Genomic DNA, 12,216 nt, shown 5'->3' with positions numbered 1-12,216 from the left:
GTGACGAGGAGGAGGCGGCGGCGGTCAGGGGCGGCGCGGCTGCACGAGGTCGTGGTCGTAGGCGGCGACGACGGCCTGCACGCGGTCGCGCAGGCCCAGTTTGCGCAGCACCGCGGTGACATGGTTCTTGACGGTGGCCTCCGACAGGCGCAGCCGCTCGGCGATCTCCGCGTTCGACAGCGCCTGCCCGATCAGGGTGAGCACCTCCCGCTCGCGGCCGGAGAGCTTCCCCAGGGAGGGCGGTGGCGCCGGGTCGGGCGTGGTGCGCAGGAACCGGTCGAGGACGCGGCTCAGCACGGTCGGCGCCAGCAGCGCGTCGCCGCGCGCGGTGAGGCGGATCGCGTCGACGAGTTCGGCGGGGCGCATGTCCTTGAGCAGGAAGCCGCTCGCCCCCGCCCGCAGGGCGGCGACCACGTGCGCGTCCACGTCCCAGGTGGTCAGCACGAGCACCCGGGCCCCACTACCCGACTCCGCAATCTGCCGGGTTGCCTCGATGCCGTCCACGACGGGCATGCGTACGTCCATCAGCACCACGTCGGGCGCCAGTTCCCGCGTCAGCCGCACCGCCTCCTGGCCGTCGGACGCCTCACCGACCACCTCGAGGTCGTCCCGGGCGTCGATGATCATGCGGAATCCGGTACGGACCAGGGCCTGGTCGTCGGCCACCACCACGCGCAGCGTCATCACGCGCCCTCCACCGGCAGCTGCGCCGCCACCTCGAACCCGCCTTGAGGCAGCGGACCGGCGCGCAGGCTGCCGCCCACGAGCCGTGCGCGCTCCTTCATCCCCACAAGACCTCGCCCCGCCCCCGCTGCGGCCGAACGGCCTTGCGGCGTACGCCCGTTGTCGACCACCGCAACCTTCACACACTCCCCTTCGACTGTCACGCGCACGCTCACCTTGTCGGCGCCGGCCGCGTGGCGCAGCGTGTTGGTGAGGGCCTCCTGGACGATCCGGTACGCCGCTAGGTCCACCGTGGCCGGCAGCCCTTCGATGGCGCCCTCGTGGTGCACATGCACGGTCATCCCGGTCGCGCGCACGGTGTCGGCCAGCTCGTCCAGGCGGGCGAGCGAGGGTCCCGGCTCCCGCTGCTTCCCGGCTCCGTCCTCCCCCGCGTCGGGCCGGAACGCCCGCAGCAGCAGGCGCAGCTCGCCCAGCGCCGAGCGGGCGCCCGTCTCAATGGCCCGCAGCGCCTGACGGGCCTGTTCGGGCCGCTGGGTGAACACGTCGCCGGCGGCGCCCGCCTGAATGACCATCACCGACAGGGTGTGCGCCACGACGTCGTGCACCTCGCGGGCGATCCGCGCGCGCTCCTCCACCACAGCCCGGCGCATCTCCGCCCTCATCCGCGCCTGCTGCGCCCTGCGCCACTGCCCCGCGGTCCACGCCAAAACCACCGTCAGCAGATAGACCGTCAGACCCGCCAGGCCGCCCACCCCGAACGCCAGCAGCGCCGGCAGGCACATCGCCGCCAGTGCCCCCACCGACACCCGCCGCGGCCTGGTGGCCGACAGCACGCACAACGAGACCTGCGCCGCGAGCAGCGCTCCCGTCAAGGTCACCGCAGGCAGCAACGCCCACACCGCGAGCCCCGCCGCCGCATTCACGGTTAGTACGGCAACCGGGGCACGCGTCTGCCACCTCAGGGCACAGACCTGCACAAGAACCAGGGCCACGGCCACGGGCAGTCGCCAGCCGCGCTCCGCGCCGGCGACGAGCACCGAGGTGCCGAGGACAGCGAGCACCAGACTGGCCGACCCCCACCACAGCGCCCGGGCAGCCCGGGGCGACACCTCTCCCCGCGCTACCCCGGCGAACACGTCGTCCGACTGTCTGCTGCAGCGATCCACGCCCCGACCATAACCAGGCTCGCGGGCCTGACCGCTCAGGAGACCATCGCCTCACGATGGCCGTCGAGGCCGACAGCCGTGGGCTAGGCCCACGAAATATGGAGGGCCCCAAGCGCGTTCAGCCGTGGACAGCGGACAGCATCAAGGACGCTCGCCCCACACCGTGGAGGCGTACGCGCACGATCTGCGGGACTTCTTCGAGTGGACCAGCCAACGCGACGCCGACTTCCGGCACCTGGGCCTCGAGGACCTCGCGGAGTTCTTCGTCTGGCTGCAACGATCGCGCCCGGCGCGCCAGCCGGGCGTGTACTCGAAGCCGGTGTGCCGCGCAACGCTCTCACCCAGCGGCACACGGACCTGAAGGCGGAGTTTTACGGCAGGGTCCGTGCCCGGGGCGGGGTGCCGGACAGCGAGCGGCGTCTACGCCAGCAGGTCCGGCGGCTCAAGGAGCTCCGGGCTGCCGACGCGAAGGAGGTCGCCCGGCTGAAAGCGGATGTCGAGGCGCTGGTGGGCTCCCTGCATCAGGCCACAGTGGAGAACAGTCACCTGCGTCAGCAGTTCGCCGACCGCCATGCGGTCGTGCGTGTCCTGCCGACGCAGGCCCCGTTCGTCAGGTAGCGGTTCAGTGCCGCAGGCGCACCCGGCTGCGACCTTCGTCTCGCTCGGGGTCTGGGATGGGGCGCCGGCCTTTTCCTCGGGCGTGAGCAGGCGGTGGTGCCGCAGCAGGCGTCCGGGACGGTGCCGCCGTGTCCAGAGTGTCGGCGTCGGTCTCGACAGGATTACCCGGCCTCATCGAGCAGGCGGGCGGGGTCCAGGACGGTGATGCGACCGCGGGCCAGGCGGAGCAGGCCGTGGTCGGCGAACTCGCGCAGGACCTTGGTGGTGGTTTCGCGGGAGGTGCCGGCCAGGGCGGCGAGTTGTTCGTGGGTCAGGGCGATCTGCGGATGGTGCGCGCCTGGCCGGAGCTTGCCTACAGGGGTGTCGGAGCGGGTAGCGAGGGTGGTCAGCGTGGTTGCGATGCGCTGGGGAACGGACTTGAAGATGCTGTCGGACAGGCGTTGCTCAAGGTCGGCGAGGCGTTGGCCGAGGATCTCTGTGATGCGAGCGGCGATCCGTGCGTCGGACAGCAGGAACTTCTGCACGTCGGCGCGGCTCATGACGCACACGACAACTTCGTCGAGGGCCTCGGCGAAGTTGTCGTACATTCGCTGCCCGAGCAGGGCCATCTCGCCGAAGATGGTGCCCGGGCTGATGATCGCGCAGGTCAGGGCGCGTCCGTCGGCGGAGACCCGGAAGATCCGCACCCGGCCCCTTTTTAGGATGAACAGCACTTCGGAGGGCTGGGAGGGTGAGTGCAGCAGCTCGCCTGTGCTGTAGGTCTTCATCGGTGCCGCGGCGGCGATGGCGTCCATCTCCGCGTCGCTCAGGTCGCGGAAGATGTCGACTTCGGAGATGCACCAGGTCTTCTCGACATCGTCACCGGTGTGGTTCATGTGATGTGGTTCCTCGCGTCGTCCCGGTGCCCACGGCGGGGGTGCGGCTCCCCACGCCGGGCTGGCCAGCGCGCCCGCGCTGTTGGCCAGACAGTAGTCCTCCGGGACGCCGGGGAGGGATTCAGCGCCCCGGAGAGGCGATGACCCTGGTGGTATCGGTGTCATGCTGCGGGCCGGCCGGTCCGACTGCCCGCCATCTGGGCAATGCCGAAGAAGGTGAGACCGGCCAGGAGGCCGAAGACGAGGTGAGCGCCGAGGCTGGAGGCGGTGACGTCGTGCCATTCGAAGACCGGCATGCCCAGGTTGGCCGGCATGATCCACAGGGCCCCGAGGAACCACCACACCGCGCCGTAGACCAGGCCGAGAACGACGGCCGGCGCGAGGCGCTGCGCAAGGTGACCGAACACGATACCGAAGGCAGTGCCGGCGAACAGCGCGATCGCGAGGTGGACCAGCCAGCCAACGAAGGCGTTCGTCGAGCCGAGCAGCCCCGCAACCATGGTGATCATCGCGGTGTCCATGATCGGCCGGGAGACCGACATCCAGATGCCGAAGCCGATGCCGCCGACCAGCCCGGCTGCGGCGCCCCAGACGGCGTGGATCGGGATCTCGGCGGTCTTGGGGGATACGTGCGCTGCAGTGGCCATGCTGATCATCTCCTCCGGATGAGCTCGCTCTGTCTCTTTCACCGCCGACGCTAGATCGCATGGCTCGGGCCGGTATGTGACCGCCCTTACCTACACGCCAGTAATCGATGCCGGCCCACGTCCGGCTGCCCCCGCTCCCCGGGGGAACGTTGTAAGGACCCCGCGCAGGGCAGCGGCAGCACATGCCGGTGGTGATACGGGACGGATGGCCTGCGGCGCGGTGGCCGTGCCCAGCAGATGAGGCCCGGTCGGGCATGGTGCTGCGGATAGATGCCGACGGCGTCCGCCGTCTCGACCTGCACCGCCCACGTGGCGATGGCCGCCACGCGAGTCAGCCGAGGAGACGCGCGAGTTCTGCCCGGTCCTCCGCGGCGAGGGCGGGCTCGGTCAGCGAACTCGGGTAGGCGGTACGCCCGCGTCGCAGCCAGGCGCCGGACAACCCTGCCCGCTGGGCGCCGTCGACATCCCACGGGTGGGTGGCGACCAGCATCGCCTGCTCAGGGCGAACACGGGCGTGTTCGACCGCGTAGCGGTAGGCGCGGGGGTGTGGCTTCCACGTCGAGGACCGGCGACGTCCCACAGCGCGTCGAAGCAGTCCCGGAGGCCTGCCCTGTCCAGGAGTCTGTCGGTGTGGGCGGTGCTGCCGTTGGTCATGGTCACCAGTCGGTATCCGGCCGCGCGTAGTGCCCGCACTCCGGCCGGCACATCTGGGTGCACGTCCAGCTCGGAGAATCCGGACACGACGTGGCCGACCGCGGTCTCCAGATCAGTGGGCTGGCTCCCTGTTCCCGTCAGCAGTCCGCGAAGGCTGTCGCGGGCCAGGTCGGCGAAGTCCGCGTAGGCGTCGGCTGCCGCAAGCGCGAACCCGTCGCGGAGAATCCCGGCGAACCACAGCGGCATCAGGTCCGCCGGGGCGCCGATCTCCTGGAACCGGCCGCGCAGCGGGGTCAGGTCGCTGAGGGTCTCGTTGACGTCGAAGATCAGTACTACCGGCCGTTCGGCGGACAAGGCTGCCGTCCTCCTCGGAACTGGGGGGCGTCAGGGATGAGGGGCGCTGGGCCGTCCGACCTCCCGGCCCACAGGCGCCGGGTGGTCGGCTCAGACAGGGCACACCTGCCCGCATTGCCCCTTTGGCGCGTCTTCACACCCCCTACTCGGTTACGCGCTCGGCGATCAGCATGGCGTAACCGAGGACACCGTCCGCGACCGCCGTGCGGGCTGCTTCGAGGACGACTGGGGCGGCGTCGAGCTTGACGCCGGCGTCGGTGAGCTTGTCCGGTGCGGTCATGCGCAGCAGGTTCAGCCGTGCTTCGATCTGGTTGATCATGCGCAGCATGGCCTGGTCGTGGTGCTCGGTGCGCCGGGTGCGTAGGCCTGCGGCGGCCAGGATCTGGCTGTACTCCTCCAGTGGCCGGGCGTCGGCGATGCAGGCGATGCGGGCGCTGAGGCCGGTGAGCTCGGAGGGAAGGTGTGCAGGGTCGATGGTGACGTCGGTGATGCCAAGTCGGCCGCCGGGTTTCAGGACGCGGGCGAACTCGGCGGCGGCCTGGGCCTTGTCGGGGAAGGTGCACAGGGCGCACTCGCAGACCAGCGCGTCGAAGAAGCCATCTGGGTAGGGAAGCTGTTCGGCGTCCCCGGTCGTGAACTCGGCTCGCTCGGCGAGTCCCGCGGCCTGGGCTGCGCCCTGGGCGAGGGCGGTGTTGGCCGGCGAGTAGTCCAGGCCGCCGACCTGAACACCGTAGGTGCCGGCGAGGAGCAGGGCGGTGGTGCCGCGGCCGGAGGCCACGTCGAGCATGCGGTGGTTCTCGCCCAGGGCCAGGCAGTCGGCGAGGTGGCGGGTCAGGGCGGTGCCGCCGGGATGATAGGAGTCCCCCAGGAGCAGTGCGACCACGTCCGAGGAGTACGCGGCGGCACAGCAGGCTTTGAGCTCGTCGGCGGTCGGGCCGGACGGGAACGGGTTCCGGTCGGTCATCGTGCGTCTTCCTCGACGGTGGGCCCGGTGAGGGCGGTCTTGGAGCCGTACGGGGTAACCGTGAGCCGGTCGGCAAGCGGCAGTGCGTTCGGAACAACATCGGCGACGGCCACGCCGGACATCGCGGCGCGGACCTGTTCGCGGTAGCCGACGGAGTTGTACGCGCAGAACGGAATGAGCCTCCCGTCGGGGGTGATCTCCTCGACGCAGCACTTCATCAGCTGTTTGACGTTGAGGGTGTAGGGATCCTGGAAGTCCTGGACCACGATCATGAACGCCTTGTCGTCCAGGTCCTTGACGGCCTGGGGCAGGTCGATGCCGCAGGCGTCCGCGCAGTCCAGGGCCTCGGCTGTGGCCCGCAGCTTCTCCTCGGTGGTGGCGGTGCCCATGAAGGCAGAGGCGGACCACAGCTTCTCCAGCGCCTCGCGGGTCCCGGCGTCGGGCATCACCCGGTTGGTGACGTAGTCGAGGTAGTCCTCGACGTTCAGCAGCCGCGGGATCGGCACGACGGTGCGGTTTCCCGGTTCGCCGTCCACCAGGAGGTAGGTGATGGAGCGGCAGGTGGGGAAGCAGCACGGTACGGGGAAGAAGTCGCCCTTCTGGAACCAGCCCGGGCGTTGCTCGTTGATCAGTCGGATGACGTCGGGGTTGGTGAGCCGGTTCAGGGGGTCGAACGGCACGTGCCGACCGGAGTGGGTGACCGGCTGGAATGCGACCGAGCGAACAGCGGGATGGTCGATGCCGTACTCGATGATCGCCCCGAGTTCGTGCTCGTTCAGACCCCGTTCCACGGCCGCCACCAGGGTGACGGTCAGCCCGGCATCGGCGCAGTTGTCCAGGGCACGCTGTTTGAACGTCCGCAGGTCCCGGCCCCGGATCTCGCGATGGGTGCGCTCGTCGAAGCCGTCGAACTGCAGGTAGATGTTCACCGACTTGCCCGGCACCTGATTGCGTTTGCCGAGTTCGGCGACGAAGTTCTTGTCGGTGGCCAGGCGGATGCCGTTGGTGTTGAGGTTGACGTTCTTGATCGGGCGGGCCTGGGCGAGGTCGATGAAGTCGAGGATGTGCTTGTGGATGGTGGGCTCGCCGCCGGAGAACATCACCACCTCCGCCTCCCCCTCGGAGGCCACGAACGCGTCCAGCATCCGCTCGCACTGCTCATGAGTGATCGCGTATCCGTCGCTCTGATGGCCGGAGTCGGCGAAGCAGATCGGGCAGTCCAGGTTGCAGCCGGTGTTGACCTCGATGATCCCCAGGCAGGCGTGCTGCTTGTGCTCCGGGCACAGCCCGCAGTCCGACGGGCAGCCCTCCTTCACCTCGGTCTGAAAGGTGAGGGGGATGGTGCCGGGCTTGTTGAAGCGGGCCGAGGACAGATACTCCTCGGCATCCCCGTAGACCAAGGCCTCGAACTCGCCGTGGTCGGGGCAGCGTTTGCGCAGATAGACCTTGTTCTGGCGGATGTTGACCTGCGCGTCGATGGGGGTCTTGCACAGCGGGCAGATCGACTTGGTGAACTCCACGAACACCTCGTCCCGGTCCACCTTGCGCCTCGGCGCCGGTGCCTGGGTCATCGCACAACTCCTCTCACAGGGGCAGTCTCAAACAGTCAGCGGACGTCGCGGTCCTGGGGGTCGTCCCGCTGGGGTACGGCTCCGCCCACGGTCGGGCAGCAGTCCTCCGGACCGGCGCCTCGGCGACACCGGCCTCGGCACCAAAGGGCACAGGCGGTGCCGGCCAGAAGCGCAGCCATCGTCGAGCATGATCGGCCACGGATTCGCGAGCGTGCCGACGACGGCGCCCAGCACCACTCCGCCCATAAGCAGCGGACCGGGGCGGCACATGACCATGGCCGGACAGGTCCCGATAACGGCGACGGTCCCACCGAAGCAGCAGCGTTCACGGGATGCGGACATCACGATCCACCTCCACGCCACCGGTCGTCCCCCTCGCAGCGGCTGTACGGGTGGTGCGCAGCAGTACGGCGGCGTACACGAGCGTGAAACCGTCCTGGAGGAGGACGAACCAGCTCAGCCGTTGGGTGAGGTAGTTCCCGAAGCAGCCGCAGTTGTCCACGGCCAGCCCCCGCGCATACGCCTGGACGGCCAGCACCGTCCAGACGACGGACACGGCGGTGTAGACCCACCCGGGGGTGATGGCCGTCGACCGCGGACGGGTCAGGAACCACACCCCGCACACCAGCTCCCCGGCGATCAGCCCCGCGGCGAGTACGCCCGCCGCGGCGCCGTGCACCAGACCGTACGCGCCGAGAACCGTCGGCATATCGGTGATCGAGGTGAGCTGGCCGACGGCCATCGCCGCGTAGACCGTGCCGAGGACGAGACGGAGGATCATGCCCGTGACGCTACGGGCGTCGAGGCGAGGGGAACTGTAAGCGCGCTCACCGAACCGGCCGCGCGCTCACCGGCGCGATGCGGCAAGGCGTTCGGCCTCGGCCTTGACCGAGGCGAGCGAGGCAGCGACCGTGGCCTCCCAGCGGGCCGCCACCGCCGTGCCCCACCACTGGCCGAGCCGCCACAGATCGGTGCCCAGCTCCCCCTCGTACACCAGCCGCGTCGCCGTCGTCGTCTCGCTCAGCACGAAGGACTCTGTCACGTGCGGCACCGGGCCGCGCACCAGCCGGAAGTCGATGCGCTCGGGTCGGGCGAAGCGCACGCTCTCCACGGTCACCGCTTTCAGTCGCCCGTCGGCGATCGGTGTGTAGTGCTCAGCCAGAACCATGTCGCTGCCGCGTTCCAGGACATTCAGCTTCTCTCGCATCGCCCGCGGCGTGCGGCCCAGATACGGCCGGGCCACCACGTCGAACACCGTCTCTCGAGGGGCCGCGATGTCGACCGTCTGCGGGCCCAGCGGCCGAGTCCGGCGGCCCACACCGACATCGACCGGGACGGCACCGGTCACCAGTCCCAGGTAGGCGGCAGCCAGCGACCCGCCCACACCGGCAGCCCAGGCCGCCATGCGCAGACGACGCGCGGCGCTCACCGGCTCACCCGCGGGGCGACTTCCTCAACCACGATGCCGTTCCAGAAGGCGACGTGATTCTTGATCTTCCGGGCCAGTGGGCTCGGGCGCGGGTAGTACCAGGCGGCGTTCACATTGGTCTGCCCACCGGCAGTCACCGTGTAGTAGCGGGCGAGCCCCTTCCAAAAGCACAGCGACCTGGTCCGGCTGACGGTGAAGTACTCGCGGTGCAGCGACTCGGGCGGGAAGTAGTGACTGCCCTCCACCACGATGGTCTGTTCGACCTCCGCGAGCACGGTGCCGTTCCACACGGCGCGCATCATGACTGGCCACCTTCGACGAGATCCTTGTGGTTCATGCCGACGACGCTAGGCGCCGACCAGCCTCCCGACGGTGATCCCGCTTACACTCCGCCGCCCGTGTCAGCGGCATCGCGCAGGGCCTCCCGGAGCTGGTCGGTCTCGGGCGCACCAGCCAGGCCATGCGGGGTGCGGTAGATCCGGCAGGCCACCGACGGCGAGGAGTCCGGCTCGGTGAACGGATCGCGGCCGGCGATGAGAATTGTCGGGGAACCAGTGAAGCCCGACCGCTCGGCCTCAGCCTGATCCGCGATCACCCTGGTGGTGAAGGTCTCGCCGGGCAGCCCGGCACCGTCCAGCGCTTGCCGCAGCCGCTCCTCGGCAAGCTGCTGGTGGGGACACCCTGACACCACGAGAACCTCTATCTCCATATCTCCAGGATCGCGCGCCTGAACGTGGTGTACAGCACGAACCGTCCACCACTCACCAGGGCGGGCGATGCGACTCTTGCCGCTACCTCCCGCGCCGACCAAGGCGGCCAGGAACGGGCCGTCAGACAGGGGGAGGGGGCGAGCGCGGGCTCACTGGTGATGGGCACGAAGTCCTCCTGGTGAAGGAGCGGTCGGATTGTGCACGCGACACGGGGTCCGGTCTGCCCAACCGGCGCACGTGCAGGAGTGGGGGCGGCGATCGCCGCGATTGCGGGCCGTCAGGGTCTGGCCGGTCCTCCGCAGAGCACCGGTCCGGTGGGGATCGGTGCGGCACGGAGAGCTGGCAGCGGTTTGGACGCTGGTCGGGAGTGGTCGCCCGGCCGGTGGCAGCGCGCCACCGGCGTCGTTCGGAAGGCCTCGGGCGGGCCGTCTCTCGCACCGTGGAGGTCATCGCTGGACGACGGGCCGTGCGAGGTCACGGTGGGTCAGCTTCACGACCAGGTCCCGGTCGGCGAACGCCTGAGCCGACTCGGTGAGGCCGTACTAGGCGGCCTGCTCGACGTCGCCGCAGACGACGGCGTGCAGCGCCATGGCCGTGACCGCGGCACTTTTCCGGACTGAGAAGGCCGGGCCCCCCGCTTGAGCACGACGGGGAGCACCGACGTCAGGTGTTCGTGAGCAGCGCCGAAACAGCCATCTCGTGACTACATCCGTTTCGCCCCCGTACGCTGCGGCAGCGAGTCCTCCGTCCTGTCGTGGGGAGAACCAGTGCTGTCCATCCTTCTCCAGGCCGGGAAGATCACCGGGCACAGCGTGGCGAGCAGATACACACCACCCACCGCCAGCAGCGAGAAGGGCAGGCCGGCCGAATCCACGAGGAAGCCCACGGCCAGTCCGCCCAGCGGAGTGACCAGCTGGACCGAGGCCGTTGTCGCGCTCAGCACGCGGCTGCGTAGTTCCTCCGGCACCGTCTCATACGTCACGGTGGCCATGATGGGGTTGAGTACGCCGAAGGCGAGACCCTCTACCGCCATGGTCAGGGCCAGCGGGGTGGAGGTGTCGGTGAAGGCGGCCACCACGAAGCGCGGCAGGCCCCCGATGAGAAAGGCGATAGTGAACACGGGCCACCGCCGAAAGCGGCTGCCCACCGCCCCATAGACCAGCGCCCCCGTAAGAGCGCAAACTCCGAACGCCGCGTTCAGCAGACCGAGATCGACGGCACCATCAAGCTCCTCACGGGCATGCACGGGCAGGAGCACGGCGCTCCACCCCTGGTCGAGGCCCCTGGTGACCAGCGTCATCAGGCACAGGCCCAGCAGCAGCGGCGTGGCCGCCAGGAAGCGATAGCCTTCCGCGAGTTCACGACGGTAGGCTCGCAGCGACGCCGGCTCGGCCCGTCGTTGGGGCTGTGCCTCGGGCAGGCCGCGCACTCCGAACGCGAACAGTGGCGCGGCCACGGCGAAGGTCGCGGCATCCACCAACAGGACGTTCTCGGCTCCGAGTACGGCGATCAGCACACCTCCGAGAGCGGATGCCGTCAGCGCCGCGCAGCGTGCCGCACCGTCGTACAGCCCGGCAGCCCTGGTCAGCGGCATTCCGGCGCTTTCGGCAAGCGTGGGCAACAGCACGCCGCGAGCGGTTTCACCCGGCGAACGGAACAACCCTGTCATCGCCATCAGCACGCACAGCATCCAGAACTGCAGGATGCCGGCGAACTGCAGAAGCGGGATCGCCGCAACGGCGACCCCGCAGGCGAGATCCGAGGCGACACTCACCCGCCGTCGGCCCATCCGATCGATGACCGGACCGCTGACGAGCGCAGCGAGCACTGCGGGCAGCAGTGTGCAGAACGCCACGATCCCAGCTTCGGCGGCACTGCCCGTACTCTGCAGCACGAACCACGGCACGCCCATGTACGTAAGGCAATTCCCTGCGATCGAAACGAGGTTGGCGGCAAGAACCGTTGCCAGAGGACGGCGATCAACCGTCCCGAAGTCTTCGGACACTACGGTGGTCTCCCATAAGGGGAAGCGCCCACCGTGAATGAAGCAGATCAGCCGGTGGGCGAAGCGAAGTGGTCAGCGTCTGGCGCGCATGGCGAGGCGCACTGCGGTGCTGTGTTCACAAGCAGCGCCTCCAACACTTCGCCGGGATGACCACCCGGCACCTCCACGCATTGTGACCTCGGGCACCAGCCCTCCGCAACGACGATCCGTCGCAATGAGCAAGCTCGATCTGCTGACCATCTGGATCTCGGAGCGCCGTGCTTCAACGCGCTAGGAAGAAAAGCACCTACTCGTCTGGCTGAGGCGGTGGTGCGTCGTCAGTGAAGACGGGCATGCCGAGGTCAACCAGTTGAGGGCGTCCGTCGGTGGGGACATCCTTGAGAAGCCGTATCTCAACCGAACGTGATCCGTTGATTTGCGATCCACGGGTCACGGACCGCTTCGGGCCAAGGAGATCGCGGTGGAGCTGGGCCTTGACGCGATGCCGGCGAAGGTCGGGGGACTGCGGTCGAAAGCCCGGCGCCTGGCGGAGCGCGGGT

Annotated in this window: 14 protein-coding genes and 1 pseudogene; 2 read left to right on the top strand and 13 right to left on the bottom strand. The window is 69.4% G+C overall.

The features are described 5' to 3' along the window. Positions 1-24: 24 nt before the first annotated feature. Both OG289_RS00165 and OG289_RS00160 read right to left on the bottom strand, forming a co-directional pair. Entirely contained in the window at positions 25-684 is a 660-nt protein-coding gene (locus OG289_RS00165; RefSeq protein WP_327311952.1) for a response regulator transcription factor, read from the bottom strand. Continuing rightward, a complete protein-coding gene (locus OG289_RS00160) occupies positions 684-1,850 on the bottom strand; it encodes a sensor histidine kinase (RefSeq protein WP_327311951.1) in 1,167 nt (388 codons plus the stop codon). Before OG289_RS00160 ends, OG289_RS00165 begins: the two co-directional genes overlap by 1 nt. A 124-nt stretch (positions 1,851-1,974) precedes the next feature. Here OG289_RS00160 and OG289_RS00155 point away from each other — a divergent pair, with 124 nt between their 5' ends. After that, positions 1,975-2,211 carry a site-specific integrase gene (locus OG289_RS00155; RefSeq protein WP_327311950.1) on the top strand — a complete coding sequence of 79 codons (237 nt, stop codon included), beginning with the start codon at positions 1,975-1,977 and terminating at the stop codon, positions 2,209-2,211. Continuing rightward, complete coding sequence (locus OG289_RS00150; RefSeq protein ID WP_327311949.1) at positions 2,172-2,468, top strand: hypothetical protein; 297 nt, start codon at positions 2,172-2,174, stop codon at positions 2,466-2,468. The genes OG289_RS00155 and OG289_RS00150 overlap by 40 nt, the downstream gene beginning before the upstream one ends. Positions 2,469-2,629: 161 nt before the next feature. Here the strand turns inward: OG289_RS00150 and OG289_RS00145 are convergent, their stop codons facing one another. From OG289_RS00145 to OG289_RS00095, 11 genes and pseudogenes are all read right to left on the bottom strand, one after another. After that, a complete protein-coding gene (locus OG289_RS00145; protein WP_327311948.1) occupies positions 2,630-3,343 on the bottom strand; it encodes a Crp/Fnr family transcriptional regulator in 714 nt (237 codons plus the stop codon). Positions 3,344-3,504: 161 nt separating this feature from the next. Continuing rightward, a complete protein-coding gene (locus OG289_RS00140) occupies positions 3,505-3,990 on the bottom strand; it encodes a hypothetical protein (RefSeq protein ID WP_327311947.1) in 486 nt (161 codons plus the stop codon). Positions 3,991-4,321: 331 nt separating this feature from the next. Further along, positions 4,322-4,570 (bottom strand): HAD hydrolase-like protein, encoded by a 249-nt coding sequence (locus OG289_RS00135; protein ID WP_327311946.1) that lies wholly within the window; start codon positions 4,568-4,570, stop codon positions 4,322-4,324. 59 nt (positions 4,571-4,629) lie between these two features. Further along, positions 4,630-4,890 (bottom strand): annotated as a pseudogene (locus tag OG289_RS00130) (haloacid dehalogenase type II); the annotation flags it as partial. A gap of 250 nt (positions 4,891-5,140) precedes the next feature. Further along, the gene (locus OG289_RS00125; protein WP_327311945.1) at positions 5,141-5,962 is read right to left on the bottom strand and encodes a class I SAM-dependent methyltransferase; all 822 of its coding nucleotides are present in this window, start codon (positions 5,960-5,962) and stop codon (positions 5,141-5,143) included. After that, positions 5,959-7,533 carry a radical SAM protein gene (locus OG289_RS00120; RefSeq protein WP_327311944.1) on the bottom strand — a complete coding sequence of 525 codons (1,575 nt, stop codon included), beginning with the start codon at positions 7,531-7,533 and terminating at the stop codon, positions 5,959-5,961. Before OG289_RS00120 ends, OG289_RS00125 begins: the two co-directional genes overlap by 4 nt. A gap of 325 nt (positions 7,534-7,858) precedes the next feature. After that, on the bottom strand, positions 7,859-8,314 hold the full coding sequence (locus OG289_RS00115; RefSeq protein ID WP_327311943.1) for a MauE/DoxX family redox-associated membrane protein: 456 nt from the start codon (positions 8,312-8,314) through the stop codon (positions 7,859-7,861). Positions 8,315-8,380: 66 nt separating this feature from the next. Beyond that, on the bottom strand, positions 8,381-8,962 hold the full coding sequence (locus OG289_RS00110; protein ID WP_327311942.1) for an SRPBCC family protein: 582 nt from the start codon (positions 8,960-8,962) through the stop codon (positions 8,381-8,383). After that, positions 8,959-9,264 carry a DUF427 domain-containing protein gene (locus OG289_RS00105; protein WP_327311941.1) on the bottom strand — a complete coding sequence of 102 codons (306 nt, stop codon included), beginning with the start codon at positions 9,262-9,264 and terminating at the stop codon, positions 8,959-8,961. Before OG289_RS00105 ends, OG289_RS00110 begins: the two co-directional genes overlap by 4 nt. Positions 9,265-9,344: 80 nt before the next feature. Next, a complete protein-coding gene (locus OG289_RS00100; protein WP_327311940.1) occupies positions 9,345-9,671 on the bottom strand; it encodes a hypothetical protein in 327 nt (108 codons plus the stop codon). Between the two features lie 704 nt (positions 9,672-10,375). Beyond that, positions 10,376-11,677 (bottom strand): MFS transporter, encoded by a 1,302-nt coding sequence (locus OG289_RS00095; protein ID WP_327311939.1) that lies wholly within the window; start codon positions 11,675-11,677, stop codon positions 10,376-10,378. Positions 11,678-12,216: the final 539 nt, after the last annotated feature.

The organism is Streptomyces sp. NBC_01235 (genome assembly GCF_035989285.1).
Classification (GTDB): domain Bacteria; phylum Actinomycetota; class Actinomycetes; order Streptomycetales; family Streptomycetaceae; genus Streptomyces.
The sequence above is the reverse complement of the archived record's forward strand: the minus strand, read 5'-3'. Positions and strand labels throughout refer to the sequence as shown.